An 18,872-nucleotide genomic window follows, 5' to 3' on the forward strand; every position below is an offset into this window, starting at 1 on the left:
CGTGACAGACGCCTGCGGGCACCCTCCACGCGCTGCCTCCTCGGCGGAGAATCGCGCTTCCTCGGGAGGCCGGGATCATGTTCCGACTCATCTGGACCACGGGCGTCAGCATTTGCGACTTCCTGCAGCGCTACATGCCCTCGAACAGTCTCATACGAGCCACGCGTCGGCGTTCCGGCTTGAAGTGGGGCGTGCCGGGGATGCTCGTCGCCGGGGTCTACCTGGTGGCCGCGGCTGCGCTCGTGCAGTGGGTCGCCGACGGCGGGCCCGATTGGGTGAACCTCGTCGTGTTGGTGTGTCTTTGGAACGCCTTGAAGTTCGTTGTCAACGGGCCGGTCACGGTGGTGCTGCTTGTACGTGCGCGCGGCGAGGAGTCGCTTGCCAGCAGAGCTCTCCGCCGAGTTCCCGCGTCCGAGGAAGCGGCCGATGCAGTCGCCCCGGGTACCTAGGGGCACGCTGAGAGGTGGACGGCCACGGGCGGTCCCCTGTGTGACGGTGCGGCGGAGGCCGCACTCGTGTCGGAACTATCGTTGTCGGCGCGGGCGCGGGGCCTCGAATGTCAGAGGGTGCGGATAGCGTGAACTCGCCGCACACCAAGCGAGGAGATGCGCGATGACGTCCGACGCCTACCCGTACCCGGTTGCAGTCTCGCGACTCAGCGAGGGGGAAGCCTCACGCGAGCCGCAGAACATTCGAGCCATAAGGTGGCTGCTCGAACAACCCGGCCGATCCGTCGTGGTGGTGACCCCTCGGAAGCAGATCCAGAGCGACAGTCTGCAGCGACTGGCGGCACACACGGGAGTCATGCATCTCACTTGGCGAGGGCTGTCGACAGGTTCGCTGGCCGGGCACCGTGTGTTGTGTGCTTGGCCGGACCGCAGTCACCTGAACGACCTGTGGGGCGTGAACGCGGACGCGCTCGTGGTCATCGAGTGGAACGAGGACGAGACCGCGGAGTGGATCGAGGACGCTAATCCAGTTCAACTGTTCCGAGGAGAAACGGTTCCGCCCGTTTCGGCACCCGACCGGGCCAGTTCGTTGGACCAGCTACCGAACGGCGTCGATCAAATTCTCGAGCACGTCGCGCTCATCGCCGCGGGCTACTCGTCGGGTTTGAAGTGGAATGAAGAAGAGATGCTCAAGTCCGACATGATGATGCGTTCGGATCGCTGGGGTCCGATCACCGTCGACCAGTTGCGCGCGAAGTGCAGGGGACTGGGCATGCGTCCTAACGATGTCGACACCGTCGCTGGACTTCTCCAGCGACGAAAGGACGGCCACCGCTTCACCGTGCAGAGCACGTATCGCGGGTTTCAGTTCAACTGATCTGGGCCTCCCGCTGTGTGGCGACTACCCCTCGATGACAACTCCTTCGGAACCGCTTTCGAAGTCAACGGTCATCGGCCAGAACCCTCTGAAGAACGCCACGCCGGAAGGCCGTGGTGACGATGTCCCGTCAGGCGGCATCGTCACCGCCGACCGATACCCCAAAGGGCGGTCTCCGATGACATGCTCAGGGAGCCGTCCTACGACAAGTGCAGGGCAGGCGGGAACACCGTCGGGGAGGCTATCCCCGTAGTGGTCGCGTGCCGCGTTGTGAACCATCGTCGCGTAGACGTTGGTCATCATCCAGGTCTCGGCCAGCACAACCGGGACGTCCACGCGCAGAGAGACAGCTTCGAGTCCCTGGCGCAGATCCTTTGGCGGTCGGCTGAGGAACGTCAGCATCGTCCGGTCAAAGAGCGGCAACGACTTGCCCTCGCCGAACGCGCTTATCGGAATCGTGCCATCAGGGTTCGGGCGCGTTGTGACCAACTCGATTCGGACGTCGCCGCGCGCCGATGTAGCTAGACCGTGCTTGATCTTGTTGTGTGCCGCATTGATGGGTAGCTCCACATCAGTCAGCAGCCACGCGGCGTGGTTCACCCAAGCCATCGCTGTGTCCGCGGTCGCCGCGACCTGAGCATCCACGACGGTGCCGGGCGTGAACAGAAGCCTGAGGAATCGGGTCGGATCCGCATCGATCGCCGCTTTGTTTGCCGCGATGACCTCCTTGATCTGCATCGGGCTGTCTGCGATGGCCAGCCACGTCGATCGCGCATCACCGGGCCGAGGCACGGCCGCAACGCGTGCATAGATGAACCTCGTGAGTGCTTCCGCGACCTGATGGCGTAGTGAAAGCGCGTCGATCGCGACCTGGACGCTCCGACGCTCCTTGTTGAACCCGAGCACGGACTCGGCATTGTCGAGTCCGAGCGCATCAAAGAACTCACCCGCCTTGTCGGGCGTTGCCTGGTAGTCGGAATGGTTCGTCTCAAGCAACATGGCTATCCGCGAAGTGAAATGGCTGAACGGGTCGGACAAGAAGAACTCATCGTCCAGGATCTTGGCCTGCTGTGCGGTCAGCGTGGTGCCTTCAGCTTTGATCGAAAGGTGCATGGACCCACAATGCCGGGCGACATGGGTCTGGCGCATGGTCAGGCTCGCGCAACGCCAGCGGTCGATTTGCCCCAATAGACGCGTAGCAGCGTCCGGGCGCCGCGTTCGCGCTGTGCTTGGCCGGCTTGCTTGCCCAACTGAAGCGCCCACTGCGCGTATTGGGATTTTCCCAAGAGCTCTGTGTAGGATGGGCCCATGAGCGTGGAGATCGGCGAGCGTGTTGCGGGTCTGCTCCCGCCTACTCACACTCAGCGCGAAGTTGCTCTGCAGATTGGGATGACCCCCGATGCCTTCTCGCGTGCGTTGAATGGGAAGCGCGGCTTCGCGGCGATTGAACTCGCGAAGCTTGCGGATCTTCTTGATGCAGATCTTCACTTCCTCATCACAGGTGAGGCAAACCCGCGTCGCGTGCTCGCAGCCGCTCGACACACGTTTGACCACAGCACCAAGGAGCACCGACTGCCGGCAGTCGAAGAGGATGTTCCCCACCTTGAAACGATCGTCCTCGCGTACGAACAGGTGCACGGTGATTGCCCTGCTTCAGATGTTCCGGCGTCGCTGTCTGCCGCGCGCGCTGCGCTTGGCGAGGAGTTTGTACGCACCTTTGCCGACCGGCTCGACGGCTTGGGTGTCGACGTGGTGCGGCTGAAGGAATTGTCGGCCGCGTACTCAATGTTCATTGGTGACCGAGCGGTGATCGCTCTCGGGGCAACAGGCAGTTGGTTCTGGGAAAATTGGTCGCTCGCCCACGAGCTCGGTCATCTGTCTTACCAGGCCGCGTCAATGAACTCAGGCGGACCTGCAGATCAGCATTGCACTGAGCCTGAGGCAAATGCGTTCGCGGCGGAACTGCTTCTGCCGGAGAGTGTGATGCGCACCGTCGATTGGGCGTCCATCACCGAAAGGGAGTTGGCCGAGTTCGTATGGGACCGCGGCGTTTCTACTGCCGCGCTTGGTAGGCGTCTCAGTGCCTTGCGCCTTGCCGCTGCGGGCCACGTCTCCGTCTGGGCTGGTCAGCCGACGCAGAGGCTCTTGCGGCGGCATCTCCCGGTGCCGACCGACGAGGATCAGATCACGCGGCGGATGGACGCGGCCTCAACCCGCCGATTCCCACTTGCGCTCCAAGATGCTCATCTTGGTCGAATTGCGGCTGGGTCCGTGAGAAAAGACACGTTGGCGTGGATGCTTGGCGTAGATCCACTGACTCTCGAGGTAGATGAGCCCCAGCCGAGCGTTGGCCTTTCGGCTGACGAACTCTCCGAAGTTCTCGGCCTCTGATGAGCCCGGGCGACTAGGAGTGACTGTCCTCGCGTTCCCCGACAACACGGTCCTCATCAATTTCGCATACCTTCATCGAATGGATTTGCTCGAGCGTCTCGTGCCGAGCCCTGCATGGTGCGCGACAGTCGCGACCGAGCGCGCGAACTCGTCCCGCGAGCCGGATCTTGAAGACATGGGGGAGGCTCACCGGATCTTCGGTGAGCCCCTCTATCCCGAAACGCCAGCAGAGCATGTTCTCACTCAGACCTACCGAATGCGGCTCTCGCGTCCGGGCGACGGGCCACATGCCAATCTCGGCGAAGCTGAAACGCTTGCCATTGTCCACAGCCGTGGAATCCGAGCCGTGTTCTTCACGGACGATGCAGGACCGGCAGGGCTCATTTCCGGTGATGAGGTTTCCGTCGCAAACGTTCAGGTAGCCGGTACTTGGGACTTGCTGCGCGGGGCCTATCGGGCCGGATTCGTTGATGGCGACACATTGTGGTCCTATGTCGCTGTACTGCGGAGCCGCGGCCGCCATCTGCCGCCCGGCGCCGCCGCTCATCAGCGCGTGGACTTCGGCGCGTGGCTCGCGTGAGTCTCAGGCTTGAGTAAGAGTTCGTTCCGTTGTCTCATCAGAGTCGAGGTGGGTGCTCAACGTCTACCCATCGGCCGGATGGGCTTTGGGCCGTCGCCAGCGCGCGAGGCCAACTCCCGTGCAAATGGAGCGACATTTCGGATGGCCCCGGTACGGCGACTTGCCTAGCAAATGCGGAGGCACCGCACAAACGCTCTCAGCGCCAGCGACTGGTGGGTCGGCTCCCTTTGCGGTACTGTCCCGCCATGCCTCAAGCGAGGCTAGTCGCCGGCCCATTGCGCTTCAGGTTGCGCCTGATCATCGTCTGAAGCGTGCATTTCGGTCCGCACGGCCCGGAACGTGGCAACACACTTTTCGGAGGTCGACGGCGGCCGGGGTCGTCTTGGCGGCCCCGGCTCTGCGCAACACGTCGCGAAAGGAGACGGGATGTGGTCCGGCCTTGAAGCGCATATACGCCGGCGCTCACTTCAGTTGATTCGTGAGCACGAGGCATATGCGAAGTCCGTCTCAGATGAGAACAAGCGGCGGTCGAGGCGAAGCACCCAAACCGTGGAGCTCAAGGAAGTGCTGCGGCCCGAGTCCTGGAGCCTCAATCCTGGCTTCGATCCGTACCTCACGCGCCCTCGGGCTGCCGCGATTGCCCACGCGATTGAAGGAGCGCTTCGCAGTGGAAGTTACGCGCCGAGACGGCCGTCTGGCTTCTTGGTACCGAAGTCCGGTGGTGGCACTCGAACGGTCACCAACTTCCAGATTGCGGACGAGGTTGTATCCCGGAGGGTTTTCGATCAACTGAGGCGACGCAACTCCGCACGCTTCAGTGCGCGATCGTTTGCGTACCGGCATGACGCATCCCCACACGACGCGATTGCCTACATGAAGTCTGAGTTCAGGCGTGAACACAGGCTCTTTGTCGCGGAGTTCGATTTCAGCAAGTTCTTCGACCATGTTGAACACGAACATGTACTCGGTGCGATCGATCGCCTGGACCTGATGGTCACACCGCTCGAACTTGGGATCATTCGCGCGTTCCTGAGCGTTCAAGAGCCGTACATGGCGACGACAGACTTGACCGCGTCTGCCCCGCCTCGCACGCGTGGCCTGCCGCAGGGAACGTCGATCAGTTTGTTTCTGGCCAACCTGGCCGCCGCTGAGCTGGACCTTGAGCTTGAACGGGTCGGCGTCGGCTTCGCGAGATATGCCGACGACACCGTCCTTTGGAGCTCTGATTTTGGGCGAGTTACGGCGGCTGTGGAGGCGCTATACGCTGCTTCGGATCGGATCGGTGTAGCTATCAACTCCGCTAAGAGTCCGGGTATTCGTGTGCTAACCCCTGGTGACGTGCCCCGGGCAGAGATGCGGCACACGCACACGGTTGACTACCTGGGCCACTCCGTGTCTACGCAGGGTGCGAGGATCAAGCAGACATCGGTTGGCAGGATCAAGGCGCGCATTCGTCAGCTCGTTTACGACAACCTGTTGCGGGAGCCGCTCCGGGAGGCGCAGGTCAGTGCCCGAGTTATTGGCACGGACCGGGACTACATCACGCTGATTTACCAGTTGCGGCGCTACATGTACGGGCAGCTAAGCGAGAGCGCCGTGCGACGGTATGCGACGTCCGCACCGCCCGCTCACAAGTTTCGTGGAGCGATGGCGTTCTTCCCGCTCGTGGACGATGATGATCAACTTCGAGAGTTGGATGGTTGGCTTCAGCACACGCTCGTGATTGCCTTGAAGAAGCGCGCGAGGTTGTTGGGCCACGAGGCAGGCGCATCCGCAGCCCTAGCGAGTCTGACGCCAGATGAACTGATCACACACGTTGAGAGGTCCACTTCTGGCAGCGCGGTCGATACGAGAGTCCCAAGTTTCGTCCGGATGGCGAGCGCCATCCGTCGCGGCGTGCAGACGTACGGGCTTGGTTCGGTACCAGGCTCGGGGTCTCAGTATCTCTACGGTGACTAGGCTCGGGCCGTCTCCGGTGGTGCATCGGCCGCGCTTGCCGCTCGGCGCAGCGTATGCGTAGCACGATAATAGCAACAGTGATAGCAACCCGGCGCAAAACACACCGGCGCCAGTCCTCGGACATCGTCGGACGCCGACGGACGTATAGTCGCCAGTTACCAGGGAAGATAGTTGGATCTTGCGGGACTCGCGCGGACGTCCAGGGACGGGATCGCGATACCTGGGGGTCAAGGGGTCGCAGGTTCAAATCCTGTCAGCCCGACCGAGAAACACCCTGGGAAGGGGCCGCTTTCGACTGATCGAAAGCGGCCCTTTCTCTGTTTCACAGGGCTTGGCAGCACGTACACGCGGACCGTACACGCGGATCGCAGCATCGTTGGATCCTCGCACGCGTTGCAGAGGTTGCAGCCCCGCCTGTAGCGTTGCGCGGATTGCTTTCGATGTCGGACCGGTCCTTTACGCTCGCGGCATGTGGACGATCGACGAAGCCCTAGCGGAAATCCTGCGCCGACCTGAGGAAGACCTATCTGAAGCGTGCGCGATGGCGTGTTACACGACGATGTTGGAGCGTCAGGAGGCTACCGGGGGCGCTGACGAAGCCCCCGACATCCTCGCAGCGTTCTCGGCGGCCAAAACTGCGCTCCTGGCGGAGTTGGCGGATATTGCGCTCTTGCCATAGCAGTCGCACACGCGCGCGTCCTCACCGAGTTGCAGAAGCACAGACCGTCACCCCGGCCCATCGCGAAGCGCTGACGTTTGTCCGTGACTCTGCCAGGTGCCGCGCTATGGACTCGCAGGTCGATCCGCTGCAGACTCGGCCGTCGACACAATGCGATTGACCATGCCGGAGAAGATCAGCCCGTGGAACGGCAGCATCGACAGCCAGTACAGGCGTCCTGTCAGTCCGCGCGGAAAGAACACTGCCCGCTGCCAATACTCCGCGCCCTCAGGGGTCGGGTCCACTCCCAGCTCGAGCCAGGCCTTACCTGGGACCCGCATCTCCGCGCGTAGGCGCAGCAGGTGGCCGGTTTCGACGCGCTCCACGCGCCACACGTCAATGGCGTCGCCGACCGCCACGGTGCTAGTGGAACGGCGACCCCGTTGGTGGCCCACCCCGCCGGCAATGCGATCGATAGCGCCCCGTGCCGCCCACAAGACGGAAGCGGAGTACCATCCGGTCGCGCCACCGACCTCGGAAATCACGTCCCACACGGCCGGCGCGCTCGCCGTCGTCTCTTTGCGGCGCCGGTCTGAAAACACTGTCCGACCGGCCCAGTCGGGATCGCTTGGCATCGGGTCGCTCGGCGCTCCGTAGACGCGGGCGTCAACCCAACTGGTCTCGACCTGATCAATCTCGATGCGACCGAGCGCCAGGCGCAGGCCGTCGCGGTAGGGCGTGAGGCCGCCAGGGGGTGGAGGAATCACGCTGTCGATGGCATCGTCCTTCACCACGCACGAGTGCAGCAGCGACTCCACCAGCGGCCGCGCAATTTGTCGGGGCACGGGTGTGACGAGGCCTACCCAGTGAGATGCGAGCTTAGGCGTCATGACCGGCAGCGCGGCGATTCCTCGGTGGGGGAGTCCGGCCACCTCGGCGTAGCCGTTCATCATCTCGGAGTAGCGGAAGACGTCCGGCCCGCCAATGTCGAATGCGCGATTGGTGCGCTCAGCGACCCTGGCGGCCGCTAGCAAGTAGTACACGACATCACGCACGGCGATGGGTTGGATGTAGTTGCGTACCCATCGAGGAGCCGGCATGAACGGCAGCACCTCGGTGAGGTGGCGAATCATCTCGAACGAGGCAGATCCTGCACCGATGACCACTCCCGCTTGGAGCACGATGGTCGGCGTTGCGGAGGCCAAGAGAATGTCGCCCACTTCCTTGCGCGAGGCGAGGTGGGAGGACAGTTCCGTGTTGTCGGGGTGGAGACCGCTGAGATACACGATCCGATCCACGCTGTGAGACGCCGCGTGCGTGGCAACGTTGAGCGCGATCGCGCGGTCCAGACGGCCGTAATCCTTGCCGCTGCTCATCGAGTGAATGAGGTAGTACACCGTGTCGACGTCGCGCATCGCGGCGTCCATCACGGTCGCGTCCTGGGCATCCCCTTCGACGATGTCTACGAGGCCGCCCCACGGCTGCGCGTGGATGCGACGAGTGGAGCGCGCCACGACCCGCACTTGGTAGCCCCCTGCCAGCAAGCGGGGAACGAGGCGCCCGCCGATGTATCCCGTGGCGCCGAGGACGAGCACGCGGGGGGCGTTGCCATGCTCGTCGTGTGGAGCGCGCAACTCAGGCTCGTCGCCTATGGGCGCGCTCAGGGTGTCGAGCCAGGCGCTGTCCGTGTGTTCGGATGACATTCCGTGGCTCCCGTCCGCGGGCCGCTACGCGCGGCCATGCTTTCACTGCAACGCGCCGTCACGGCTGCGACATTCCCCTCGTGGCGGCGGCTACATCCACTTCTTCCACTTGAACACGGTGTACAGCACCACGGCGAACGCCACCATGGAGCCCAGCGCCAGCGGGTAGCCAAAGGCCCAGTGCAGTTCGGGCATGGAATCGAAGTTCATGCCGTAGATCGCTGCGATCAGCGTGGGCGCAAACAAGATGGCCGCCCAGCCCGAGATCTTCTTCATGTCCTCGTTCTGGCGCTGGCCCACGAGTGTGGCGTTCACGGTCAGGATCTGTGTGAGCGACTCGCGAAGTTCCGCGACCTCCGCATTGACGTGGGTGAGGTGGTCCGTGAGGTCGCCCAGATAGCTTTGGAGATCCTCGGCGATCCCGTACTTCTGGAATCCCGCCGTCAGCCGGGTGATGACGGACGTCAAGGCGCCGCAGGCCTGCTGCAGGTCGATGATCTCTTGGTTCAGTCGGTAGATGCGTTCGGTAGCGGCGGCATCGCCGCTGAACACCTGGCGTTCAATCTGATCCTTGTCGATCGCGAGGCCGTCCAGCACGGGCCGGTAGCCGTCGATCAACACGTCGAGGAACCGGTAGGCGATTGCCTCGGGCCCCAAGGCGAGGAGGTCGGGGTTGTCGAGCAGATGAGGTCCGCGAGTGTGCGCACCATCCCCGGATAGCCTGTCGCCGGCCGCGACCGCACTTCCGTCAATCCATGCCGAATCCTGACAGATGATGGCCAGCGCGTCGCCATGGAGCACCAGGTGGAACTCAGCGAACTCCACGGTCTCGGAGGTATCGACGTACCAGGCCGAACGCGCGACGATGAAGAGTACGTCGCCATAGCGCTCGAGCTTGGGCCGTTGCTGGCCGTGATGGAGGTCCTCGACCAGCACGGGGTGGAGGTCCCACCCGTCCGCGAGGTCATCTATGGCCTGCGCTGACGGCTCGGGATAGAGCAGGACCGCCATCGTGTCATCGCTCGTGTGAGCAAAGGCCAGCGCGTCGCTCGGGCTCGCGTCGTGAGATGGCGGCGCCAGGACGCCGCCGGTGAGGTACCGAATCTCGTGACGCTCCGGCGCGGTGCCCGACGTGGCCGGCGTGTTGCTGCGCCGAGAACGCTTGACCCCCAACCGCGACCTGCGTGAGGGAGCCTCTGCTGATGACATCCGTGGTCCTTCCTTGCCGGCGACGACCATGCCGGCCCAGGGTGCAAGACTATGCCACGTGCGCAGGCGTCAATCGAGGAAGATGTCGGGGTAGAGCGCCGCGTCGGGGGTGCCCGGGACTGCCGCGTAGCCGCTCAGATCAGTAATCCCTGCATCGCGCAGCACGTCCTCGACGATGAGCTGCCCGCCCGTGTGGTCGGTCGCTCTTGCGCACAACACGACGTAGGCGGCGTCCGCGTAAATCTGCGGCGTTCGGCTGAGCTTCATGAGTTGCTCGCCGCCAAGGATGTTCTGCACCGCTGCCGTCGCGATCGTGGTGCGCGGCCACAAGGTGTTGGCGGCGATGCCGCGGTCCTTGAATTCCTCGGCCAGTCCCAAGGTCACCATCGACATGCCGAACTTCGCCAGCGAGTACGCGGTGTGCGCGCCGAGCCAGCGGGGCGTGACGTTGAGGGGCGGCGACAAGGACAAGATGTGCGGGTTCGCTGATCGTGACAGGTGGGGCAACGCTGCGCGCGAGAGCATGAAGGTGCCGCGGACGTTGACATCTTGCATGAGGTCGTAGCGCTTGGCGGAGACTTCAGCGGACCCTGAGAGGTCAATGACGCTCGCGTTGTTGACGACGACGTCGATGCCGTCGAACTTCTCGACCGTCTCCGCAACGGCGCGTTCGATATCGGCCTCATTGCGCACGTCTCCGACGACTGGGTGCGCCTGTCCACCCGCGGCAACGACGGCATCGGCCGCAGTAAAAACCGTGCCCTCAAGTCGCGGATGTGGTTCAGCGGTCTTCGCGAGCAGCGTCACGTTGGCGCCGTCACGAGCTACCCGCTGTGCGATCGCCAACCCTATGCCGCGGCTGCCGCCGGAGATCAGGACTGTCGTGCCGTGCATTGGCCCATTAGCCATCGTGGTTCCCCTTGCTCCGAGAGGCGAAAGCCTCAATGCGCGCCCGTGCCTGTGCGCTGTCGTAGGCACGGCCAATCGAGGCCGCCTCATCTTTCATGTGCGCCGTCAACTCTCGTTCCTGCCCGGCACGCACCAGGCGCTTGGCCTGACCGAGCGCTTCCCATGCGCCGTCGGCCCAAGTGGACGCAAGGGCGTTGGCCCGCTCAGCCGGCGCATCGGCCACCTCAGCCACGAGCCCCCACTCGAGCGCAGTGGGGGCGTCAAGCGTGCGCGCGGTGAGCAGGACCTCCAAGGCGCGGCGCTCCCCGATGGCGCGTGCCAGCAGCGTGCTCACGCCAAGATCCGGCGTGAGACCAATGTCCGCGTACTTGCCCGCCACCCGCAGTGTCGGAGAGGCGACGATGTAGTCCGCCGCAAGCATGATGCCAATACCGCCGCCAGCGACGGCCCCCTGCACCGCCGCGACGACGGGGACAGCAGACTGCACGAGCGCCTGGATCCCCGCATTGATGGTGTGAGCGCCCTCCGTGACACCCGCGCCGTCCACGCCCGCGGCATTCATCGCGAGCACGTCGCCCCCCGCACAGAACGCAGTGCCTTTGGCACTCACGAGAATCGCTCGGACGTCGCGGCGACTCGTGGCGTCGAGGCAGGCATCTCGGTAAAGCATGCCGGTGTCAAAGTCGATGGCGTTGAGGCGCTCTGGCCGTGACAACGTGATGTGGGCAACCCCAGCGCTCACGTGATATTCGAGGGACGACGGCATGGGTGCTCCTGACGAATCGACGGTGAATCGTGGCGACAATCCTCCCATGCGCGCACCCTGCGATACGCCAAGGCCCGGCGCGCCGTTCGAAAACGGCGGGCCGGGCCTTGAATACGGGCCGATGCACGGGCGGGGTTAGCGACCGCCCTTGCGATGGCGCGGCTTGCGGTCGTTGCGAGGCCCGCCGCTACGCGGGCCAGCGGGTCCGCGGTCGACCTCCATGTTGATCAGCACGCCGGAGATACGGGTCCGGGACAGCTTGCGCATGACGTCGGGTGACATGTCCTCTGGCAGCTCCACCAGGGAGAAGTCTGGCTTGATGGTGATGCGACCAAAGTCGCCGCGGTCCAAGCCGCCCTCGTTGGCCAGCGCGCCCACGATCTGGCGTGGTTCGACCTTGTGGCGACGTCCAACGGCGATCTTGTACGTGGTGCGACCACCAGAGGCACGTCCCCTGTGCCCGCCGCGGTCTGGGCGGTCATTGCGGTCAGCACGATCGGGACGGTCCCCGCGCTCGGAGAAGCCAGCAGCCGCGACACGCTCATTGGGGTCGAGCAGCAGGGGAGTGTCGCCCTGCGCCACGATCGCGAGCGCCGCCGCGACGTCTACCTCAGGCACGTTGTGGTGCGTGACGTAGTGATTGATGATGTCGCGGAAGCGATCGACGCGCTCGCGCTGTTCAAGTGCGGCCGTGATCGAGTCGTCAAAGCGCGACAGGCGCGTGGCGTTCACGTCGTCAGCACTGGGAAGTGCCATGGGCGTGAGGGGCTGCTTGGTGGCCTTCTCGATCGACTTCAGGCGTCCGCGCTCGCGCGGAGTCACAAAACTGATGGCGTCTCCGGTGCGCCCTGCGCGCCCGGTGCGGCCCACGCGGTGAACGTACGACTCATTGTCGATCGGCAAGTCGTAGTTGATCACGTGGCTAATGCGTTCCACGTCGAGCCCGCGTGCGGCGACGTCCGTCGCGACCACGATGTCGAGCTTGCCGTCGCGCAACTGGGCGATGATGCGTTCACGCTGTGGCTGGGCAACGTCACCGCTGATCGCGGCGGCGGCGTAGCCACGCGCACGGAGCTTTTCCGCCACGGTCTCAGTCTCGTTTTTGGTGCGCGTGAAGACGATCATCGCCTCGAACGCCTCGACTTCGAGGATGCGCGTCAGGGCGTCGAGCTTTTGCTGATACGACGAGACGAGGTAGCGCTGAGTAATGGTGGCCGAGGTCGCCGTGGACCGCTTCACCGTGACTTCGTGCGGGTTATTGAGGTACTTCTGCGACAGCCGCCTAATCTGCGGGGGCATCGTCGCGGAGAACAAAGCGACCTGCTTCTCTTCAGGCGTCGAGGCCAAGATGGTCTCAACATCCTCCGCGAAGCCCATCTTGAGCATCTCGTCGGCCTCATCAAGCACCAAGTAGTCAAGCTCGGACAGGTCGAGAGTGCCCTTGTCGAGGTGGTCCATGATGCGGCCGGGGGTACCGACCACAATGTCGACGCCGCGGCGCAATGCTGACAGCTGCACGCCGTAACCCTGACCGCCGTAGACGGGAAGAATGTGGACACCGGTGCGGTGGCCGGCATACTGCTCAAAGGCCTCGCAGACCTGCAATGCGAGTTCGCGCGTGGGGGCCAGCACCAGAGCGCGCGGCTTCTTGCGGCCGGGGGTCAGGCGGTCCAGAATCGGCAACGCAAACGCGGCAGTCTTTCCGGTACCGGTCTGTGCCATGCCAATGACATCGTGGCCCTCAAGCAGCAGAGGGATGGTCTGGGCCTGAATAGCCGACGGTGTCTCGTACCCCATGGCACGCACCGCCTTCAGGATGGTGTCGGAAAGACCGAGATCAGCGAATGTTGGCATGTCCTCGGGGGCGGCGTCGTGGCTTTGGGGTGTACTCACACTTCTTATGGTCCCATCCTGCGCGGCATACGGCTTGCCGCCGCGCGCATTGTGTGGTGGTCTTCGTGCGGGTAGCCGCGGCGAAGTCGGTTTTATTCAGCGTCCTCGTCGCCCTCTTCGCGTTCCTTTTCGGCTTCAGCAAAGACGTTGACCGCGGGTTCAATGACTGCCGGTGCGTCGGGCGCATCGGGCAGCCCGACGGAGGTCGCCACATATTCCAGGTGCCACCACTCCGGCTTGGAGCCGCCGGAGCGCGCCCACGCGGGGTGGACCCATCCGTAGTCGGCGCCGTTGGCCGCCATCCAGCGCGCCGCGTCGTAGTCAAAGTCGACCGCCATGCCCCAGCCGTGGTTGGAGGTGCCAGGAACGGCCGCGGTGCCCGGCTTGGCCGCGCGTGTCGCGACCTGCGAGGCGTACGTGCGGTACGAATCCGTCATCTCCAGGTGGCGGCCCGTTTGGGCGTAGTAGTCGGCGTCTGCACGTTCAAGCGAGGCCGCGGCGTCGCACTGCAGCAAGTGGCCGGGGGCGAAGTCGATGTCACACAGGCTGTCTGAGGACACGCGGCCATTGCTCCCTGAGACGCCCTCAGGCGCTCCGCTCCAGCCGTTCTGATGGGCGTTGACAGCCGCTCGGTTGCTTTCGGCCCAGCCGCTCAAGGCCTTGGCCTTCGCGTCCTCGTACTCCTCCTGTGCCTGTTCATTCGCTTCATCGCGCCGCTCGTTCTCGGTGTCAACCCACGCGGTGTGGGACTCGCGCACGTCCGCGACAGCGTCATCAAACCTGGCAGTCGCGTCGGATACCTGTGACACGTGGTCTGCGACGGAGTCCGCGTCATCCGCATCGAACTCGACCGCCAGGGCATCTTGCAAAGCGCCGTACGCCTCCATCGCAACGACCAACGTGGTGGGGTTCTCAAGCGTTCCTTGGAGCGCAGGAAGCATCGACGTGACGGCCTCGTCACGCACCTTGGCTTGCGTGGCATTCTCTTCCACCGTGGCCAAGTTGCGCGCGTGCTGCGCCGCAAGGGTGACGGCTTCGAGTTCTTGCGCAGTGGCGTCAACCTCGGCGAGCGCGGCGTCAAGCTCAGCGGCCGCCGCCTCCAGGTCCGCCTTCGCCGCCCGGGCCTCATCCGGGTCGTTTACGTCCCCTTCGATCGCGCGGACGACGTGATCGGCTGACTCACCGGCGGCGTCGCCATCGGCGTCCCCGCTGGCGACCACGGAGGTGTCGTCAGCAACCGGGGCATCAGCGACTGTGGCGGCGGGATCGGCATCGGGCACGGGGGACGCCGCGCTGTCGTCATCCGTGGGTGTCACTGTGGGCGCGGACGCGACCGCATCATTTGCGCGGACCAGCGCGCTCTGAGGGTTGTCAATGTCAGGTGCCGTGGAAGTCTGCGCGTTTGTGACGGTCACGGCCTCTGCCACGGTGAGCACCGGGCTGGTCGAGACCTCGTTGGCCTCAGTCGCGGGAGCCGCGTCCGCGGCGAGCGTTGCCCTCGAGGTGGCCTTGTTCAACTCCTGAGCGGCCTCAGCGACGGGGGCTTCATCGGTGATGTCTGCCGCCAGGGTTGCGACAGCATCGGCGTTCGCCAGGCTCGCGTCCAGTGCGGCGCGACGCTCGGCAAGTTCTGCAGCGGCGACGCGAGCTTGCGACACGGCCACGTAGGTGTCGACGGTGAAGGCACCTTGTGCGCCGAGCACGCCGGCGGTGAAGCCTCCGAGGGCAAACAAGGTGATGAAGGTGGGCTTGATAGGGCGATTGAAGAGCGTCATGAAGAAGTGGGGGTGGGGAGCGATGGGGCGCACCACGCCGCGAAAGTCATAGCGTGGTCGCGAAGGCGAATCACGCCAAACGAGTTCGGGCATCCCTGCCACAAGTGCCCCATGATCTTACATCACAATTTTGTAACAAATGTCAGGGCCTTCGTCCTGCGTCGCCCGAGGTGCCATCGCGGCCTTGGGGTAGTGGCGCCCATTTCCGTACCGACGGAATCGAGACCGAATGAAACTCCCGGTAAACCGCCGCGCGCCCCCGACATGCCGGTGGTAGCGTCCGAGAGGAAGGCGCAGTGCCGCGCCACCCAACCCACGTGGAGGTGTCATGACAACCCAGGACGCTGTCAGGGGCAACGTAAAGCGGAAGGGGACAACAGCGGCGCTCGTTGCGCTGACTGCCGCGTCATGCCTGCAAGTCGTCGATCCGACGGCCAACAGCATCGCCGTTGTCGATGCCGCGGTTGACCTTGGTATGGACGGCGCTCAACGTGCTTTCGCGGCGTCCGTGGGGACCCTTGCACTCGCCGCATTCATTCTCACCACGGGATCGCTCGGAGACCGCCTGGGCCGCCGCAAGGTCATGCTCGCCGGCCTCGTCGTCGCAGCCATCGGTGGCGTCATCACGGCGATCGCGCCCGTCACCGAGATTTTCATTCTGGGACGAGCCATCACGGGGATTGGTATCGCGGCCGCCTTCGGACTCAGTTTTGCGCTCATCAGGGCCGTGAGCCCAGACAACATTCCTAAGGCCGTGTCATTCTGGCTCGCTGGCCAGACCGCTGCGGCGATCGTGCTGGGTGTGGCGGTCGGCGCCCTCGCTGGCATCAACTGGCGCGTTGGCTACATGCTGATGCCGATTGTCGCCGTGATCGCATTCGTGATGTGTATGCGTGGTTTGCCCGAGGCGAAGGCCGACCACACCGGGCCCTTCGACTTTGTGGGCTTGAGCGCGATCGCCGTCGCCATGATCGGCATCATCTACGGACTGTCAAACGGGTCGTCCTACGGCTGGGGTTCGACGCAGGTACTGGTCCCGCTCATCGTGGGTCTAATCGCCATGGCAGTGTTCATTTGGTGGGAAGCCCGCACCCAGTACCCCGCGTTCCCCGTCAAGCTGTTCAAGGACCCCGAACTGTCAGGCGCCGTCGCCACCGGCTTCTCTTTCAACATGTGGCAAGCGGTCATCACCATCATGCTGTCGATGCTGTGGCAGTACGTCTTCCTGTGGGGCTCGCTCACCGTCTCGCTGGCGCTCATGCCGTCCTCGATCGCCATGGTGATTGGTGCGATGGTCGCTGGCCGGATGCTGGCACGGGGCGTTCCCACCAAGGTGAACTTCGCCATTGGTCACGTGCTGCTCATTGGCACCTTGCTGGGATTCGGGTTCGCGACTGACACCACGCCGTACATCGTCTTCCTTGTGCTGATGGTTGCCGGAGGCTTTGCCCGCATGCTCAACGAGACCACGATGGGCCAGTACTTCGTCGCGAAGCCGCCTGCGGAACTGACGGGAGCGATGTCGTCATCGAAGACCGCTATCGGGCAGTTGAGCTTCGCGCTCGGAACGGCCCTGTCGAACACCTTTGTTTTCTCGATCTATGGACGCGGAATCGCGGAAGCGTTTCAGGAGGCAGACATTCAGCCGGAGCAGCAGGGCACGTACACCGGCATCATCACCACCTACATCTCAGGTGGCGATATGTCTCAGTACGACTCTGCAACGGCAGAGGCGGTGGTGAACGAAGCGACCGATTCCTTCGTGGACGCCTTCGACCAGACCATGTTTATCTTCGCGGGCATCTTGACCTTCTTTGCGCTCGTCGCAGCGTTCTTCATCATGAAGGCGGAACGGATGCGACGGCTCGGGACGCTCGTCGACGGCCCGCTCACTGCCGACGGAAAGCCGGCAGCCCTCGTTGCCGGAACGGGAAGTGGTCCCAACCCATCTGACATCGACCACAACGATGGGGCACCGGGGCCCGGCTCCCCATCGCCGCACCAAGAACACTGACGCTCGTACATAAGAAAGAGGCTTGAGATGTCTGCACCAGATTTGATCCTCGTTGGTGGCACCGTGTTGACGGTCGACGCCGCGGATTCGGTCGCCGAGGCCGTGGCCGTCACGGACGGCACGATCACGGCGGTCGGCTCCGACGCCGACATCCGCGATCTTGCGGGCGACGCCACCGAGGTTGTTGAGCTTGACGGGCGCACGGTCGTGCCCGGCTTCATCGACCCCCACAGTCACGTGTCAATGGGTGCGCCGTACATCAAGCACGCGGCCCTTCACACCCCGCCGGTGGGCGGGATTCGCACCGTTGACGAGCTCATCGCGGCGCTCCATGCGAACCTCAAGAAGAACAACACGCCCCCGGGGGAGATCTTGCTTGGCTGGGGCTACTACCCGGATGAGATGGACGACGACGGTGAAGTCACAGCCGACCTGCTCGACCGCGAGTTTCCCGATCATCCCGTCTACATCGTGCACGTGTCGGGGCATGGCGGTGTGGTCAACACGCGGGTGCTCGAGTCGCACGGGTACGTCGACGGCATCGACAATCCCGAGGGCGGGACTATTGTCCGGTACCCCGGAACTGACAAGCCCAACGGCGTGCTGTGGGAGAACGCATGGATTCCCTTCGTGCTTGGCTTGCTGGAGGCCACAGATGACGCCCTATTGGCGATGCTGCGCGAGTACGCGCGGTGGGGGACGACCATGGTGCAGGACGGGGCTGCGTCCATCGAACAGGTGAAGAACATCCGCGCGCTCGACGAAAGCACCGGCCTGCCGGTCGACGTCCGCTCGCTGGTGCTTTTCAATGAGCTAGAAGAAGCACTGAAGCAGGGGTTGTTCGACGAGCCGAACACCCGCGGGCACGCGGTGCAGGGCGTCAAGCTGATTCTGGATGGATCTCCTCAGGGGCGCACGGCGTTCGTGACGGAGGAATACCTGACAGGAGGCCCCGGGGGAGAAACGCACTGGCACGGTCTGTCCGTCATCAACCAGGACGACGCGAACGCGCTGGTCACACTCGCGTACCAGAACGGCATTCAGGTGTTCGCGCACTGCAACGGCGACGCCGCCGTGGACGAGCTACTCACGGCGCACAGGGCCGCGAAAGACGCCGGTGCCACGCCTCCCGGGCGTACGGTCCCGATTCACTCGCAGGTGATGCGCCTGGAGCAACTCGATGACTACGTCGCCGAGGGGTTTGAACCATCGATGTTCACCATCCACACGTACATCTTTGGTGACACGCACATTCGCAACTTTGGCGAAGAGCGTGCCTTCGGGATCTCGCCCATGCGCTCGGCGATGGAGAAAGGGCTCAAGCCCACTAACCACTCGGACTATCCCATCACCCCCATCAACCCCCTTCAGCTGCTGTGGACGTCGGTCTCACGGACGTCGACGGGTGGGGTCGTCATCGGCGAAGGGGAGCGGGTGACGCCAGCGCAGGGGCTGAGGGCGCTTACCATCAACGCCGCGTACGAGTATCGCTGCGAGGCGGACTTTGGGTCCATCGAAGTCGGGAAGGTCGCGGACCTCGTCATTCTCAGCGCCAACCCGGTCGCGGTCGACGTGGATGAGATCAAGGACATTGCCGTGGAGCGCACCTTCAAGCGAGGGGTGACGGTCTACGCCGCCTGACGGACGCGGCCGGCGCTGGGTGTGGCAGGCTCGTCTGTGATCACATCC

General features: G+C 64.1%; 16 protein-coding genes. 8 read left to right on the top strand and 8 right to left on the bottom strand.

Annotation, left to right across the window (positions count from 1 at the left end; all coding sequences use genetic code 11):
* The first annotated feature begins 77 nt into the window (after positions 1-77).
* Together AOP75_RS09255 and AOP75_RS09260 are read left to right on the top strand one after the other, a co-directional pair.
* The gene (locus AOP75_RS09255; RefSeq protein ID WP_062078801.1) at positions 78-449 is read left to right on the top strand and encodes a hypothetical protein; all 372 of its coding nucleotides are present in this window, start codon (positions 78-80) and stop codon (positions 447-449) included.
* 163 nt (positions 450-612) lie between these two features.
* Positions 613-1,326 carry a hypothetical protein gene (locus AOP75_RS09260; RefSeq protein ID WP_062078804.1) on the top strand — a complete coding sequence of 238 codons (714 nt, stop codon included), beginning with the start codon at positions 613-615 and terminating at the stop codon, positions 1,324-1,326.
* Positions 1,327-1,350: 24 nt separating this feature from the next.
* On the opposite strand, the gene AOP75_RS09265 is transcribed toward AOP75_RS09260, so the two are convergent.
* Complete coding sequence (locus AOP75_RS09265; RefSeq protein WP_161794564.1) at positions 1,351-2,475, bottom strand: hypothetical protein; 1,125 nt, start codon at positions 2,473-2,475, stop codon at positions 1,351-1,353.
* A 2-nt stretch (positions 2,476-2,477) separates the two neighbouring features.
* Positions 2,478-2,612, bottom strand: coding sequence for a hypothetical protein (locus AOP75_RS12945; protein WP_269078814.1), 135 nt, complete (start codon positions 2,610-2,612; stop codon positions 2,478-2,480).
* A gap of 22 nt (positions 2,613-2,634) precedes the next feature.
* Between AOP75_RS12945 and AOP75_RS09270 the strand changes: the two genes are divergently transcribed.
* The 4 genes from AOP75_RS09270 (at position 2,635) to AOP75_RS09285 (ending at position 6,935) form a co-directional block, all read left to right on the top strand.
* Entirely contained in the window at positions 2,635-3,717 is a 1,083-nt protein-coding gene (locus AOP75_RS09270; RefSeq protein ID WP_062078807.1) for an ImmA/IrrE family metallo-endopeptidase, read from the top strand.
* Between the two features lie 79 nt (positions 3,718-3,796).
* Positions 3,797-4,297, top strand: coding sequence for a hypothetical protein (locus tag AOP75_RS09275; protein ID WP_201774156.1), 501 nt, complete (start codon positions 3,797-3,799; stop codon positions 4,295-4,297).
* Between the two features lie 426 nt (positions 4,298-4,723).
* Entirely contained in the window at positions 4,724-6,256 is a 1,533-nt protein-coding gene (locus AOP75_RS09280) for a reverse transcriptase domain-containing protein (RefSeq protein WP_062078809.1), read from the top strand.
* 469 nt (positions 6,257-6,725) lie between these two features.
* Positions 6,726-6,935, top strand: a complete 210-nt coding sequence (locus AOP75_RS09285; protein ID WP_062078810.1) for a hypothetical protein — start codon at positions 6,726-6,728, stop codon at positions 6,933-6,935.
* A 104-nt stretch (positions 6,936-7,039) separates the two neighbouring features.
* Here the strand turns inward: AOP75_RS09285 and AOP75_RS09290 are convergent, their stop codons facing one another.
* The 6 genes from AOP75_RS09290 to AOP75_RS09315 all read right to left on the bottom strand — a co-directional run bounded on the left by AOP75_RS09290 (position 7,040) and on the right by AOP75_RS09315 (position 15,205).
* Positions 7,040-8,617 carry an SDR family oxidoreductase gene (locus AOP75_RS09290; protein ID WP_062078811.1) on the bottom strand — a complete coding sequence of 526 codons (1,578 nt, stop codon included), beginning with the start codon at positions 8,615-8,617 and terminating at the stop codon, positions 7,040-7,042.
* A gap of 90 nt (positions 8,618-8,707) precedes the next feature.
* A complete protein-coding gene (locus tag AOP75_RS09295) occupies positions 8,708-9,826 on the bottom strand; it encodes a magnesium and cobalt transport protein CorA (protein WP_062078812.1) in 1,119 nt (372 codons plus the stop codon).
* Between the two features lie 69 nt (positions 9,827-9,895).
* Positions 9,896-10,735, bottom strand: a complete 840-nt coding sequence (locus AOP75_RS09300; RefSeq protein ID WP_062078813.1) for an SDR family oxidoreductase — start codon at positions 10,733-10,735, stop codon at positions 9,896-9,898.
* On the bottom strand, positions 10,728-11,501 hold the full coding sequence (locus tag AOP75_RS09305) for an enoyl-CoA hydratase/isomerase family protein (RefSeq protein ID WP_062078814.1): 774 nt from the start codon (positions 11,499-11,501) through the stop codon (positions 10,728-10,730). The genes AOP75_RS09300 and AOP75_RS09305 overlap by 8 nt, the downstream gene beginning before the upstream one ends.
* 135 nt (positions 11,502-11,636) lie before the next feature.
* Positions 11,637-13,394, bottom strand: a complete 1,758-nt coding sequence (locus AOP75_RS09310; protein WP_439645198.1) for a DEAD/DEAH box helicase — start codon at positions 13,392-13,394, stop codon at positions 11,637-11,639.
* A 92-nt stretch (positions 13,395-13,486) separates the two neighbouring features.
* Positions 13,487-15,205 (bottom strand): M15 family metallopeptidase, encoded by a 1,719-nt coding sequence (locus tag AOP75_RS09315; protein ID WP_152650041.1) that lies wholly within the window; start codon positions 15,203-15,205, stop codon positions 13,487-13,489.
* A gap of 292 nt (positions 15,206-15,497) precedes the next feature.
* Here AOP75_RS09315 and AOP75_RS09320 point away from each other — a divergent pair, with 292 nt between their 5' ends.
* Both AOP75_RS09320 and AOP75_RS09325 read left to right on the top strand, forming a co-directional pair.
* On the top strand, positions 15,498-17,183 hold the full coding sequence (locus AOP75_RS09320) for an MFS transporter (RefSeq protein ID WP_062078817.1): 1,686 nt from the start codon (positions 15,498-15,500) through the stop codon (positions 17,181-17,183).
* Positions 17,184-17,210: 27 nt separating this feature from the next.
* Positions 17,211-18,824, top strand: a complete 1,614-nt coding sequence (locus AOP75_RS09325) for an amidohydrolase (RefSeq protein ID WP_062078818.1) — start codon at positions 17,211-17,213, stop codon at positions 18,822-18,824.
* Positions 18,825-18,872 lie beyond the last annotated feature (48 nt).

This window comes from Demequina globuliformis, assembly GCF_000975155.1.
Classification (GTDB): Bacteria; Actinomycetota; Actinomycetes; order Actinomycetales; family Demequinaceae; genus Demequina; species Demequina globuliformis.

What these genes read in the sequence shown, in the direction of transcription:
- AOP75_RS09325 (WP_062078818.1), top strand. Translation starts at nt 17,211, where the DNA reads ATGTCTGCACCAGATTTGATCCTCGTTGGTGGCACCGTGTTGACGGTC.
- AOP75_RS09270 (WP_062078807.1), top strand. Translation starts at nt 2,635, where the DNA reads ATGAGCGTGGAGATCGGCGAGCGTGTTGCGGGTCTGCTCCCGCCTACT.
- AOP75_RS09275 (WP_201774156.1), top strand. Translation starts at nt 3,797, where the DNA reads ATGGATTTGCTCGAGCGTCTCGTGCCGAGCCCTGCATGGTGCGCGACA.
- AOP75_RS09260 (WP_062078804.1), top strand. Translation starts at nt 613, where the DNA reads ATGACGTCCGACGCCTACCCGTACCCGGTTGCAGTCTCGCGACTCAGC.
- AOP75_RS09280 (WP_062078809.1), top strand. Translation starts at nt 4,724, where the DNA reads ATGTGGTCCGGCCTTGAAGCGCATATACGCCGGCGCTCACTTCAGTTG.
- AOP75_RS09265 (WP_161794564.1), bottom strand. Translation starts at nt 2,475, where the DNA reads ATGCGCCAGACCCATGTCGCCCGGCATTGTGGGTCCATGCACCTTTCG.
- AOP75_RS09295 (WP_062078812.1), bottom strand. Translation starts at nt 9,826, where the DNA reads ATGTCATCAGCAGAGGCTCCCTCACGCAGGTCGCGGTTGGGGGTCAAG.
- AOP75_RS09300 (WP_062078813.1), bottom strand. Translation starts at nt 10,735, where the DNA reads ATGGCTAATGGGCCAATGCACGGCACGACAGTCCTGATCTCCGGCGGC.
- AOP75_RS09255 (WP_062078801.1), top strand. Translation starts at nt 78, where the DNA reads ATGTTCCGACTCATCTGGACCACGGGCGTCAGCATTTGCGACTTCCTG.
- AOP75_RS09320 (WP_062078817.1), top strand. Translation starts at nt 15,498, where the DNA reads ATGACAACCCAGGACGCTGTCAGGGGCAACGTAAAGCGGAAGGGGACA.
- AOP75_RS09305 (WP_062078814.1), bottom strand. Translation starts at nt 11,501, where the DNA reads ATGCCGTCGTCCCTCGAATATCACGTGAGCGCTGGGGTTGCCCACATC.
- AOP75_RS09285 (WP_062078810.1), top strand. Translation starts at nt 6,726, where the DNA reads ATGTGGACGATCGACGAAGCCCTAGCGGAAATCCTGCGCCGACCTGAG.
- AOP75_RS09290 (WP_062078811.1), bottom strand. Translation starts at nt 8,617, where the DNA reads ATGTCATCCGAACACACGGACAGCGCCTGGCTCGACACCCTGAGCGCG.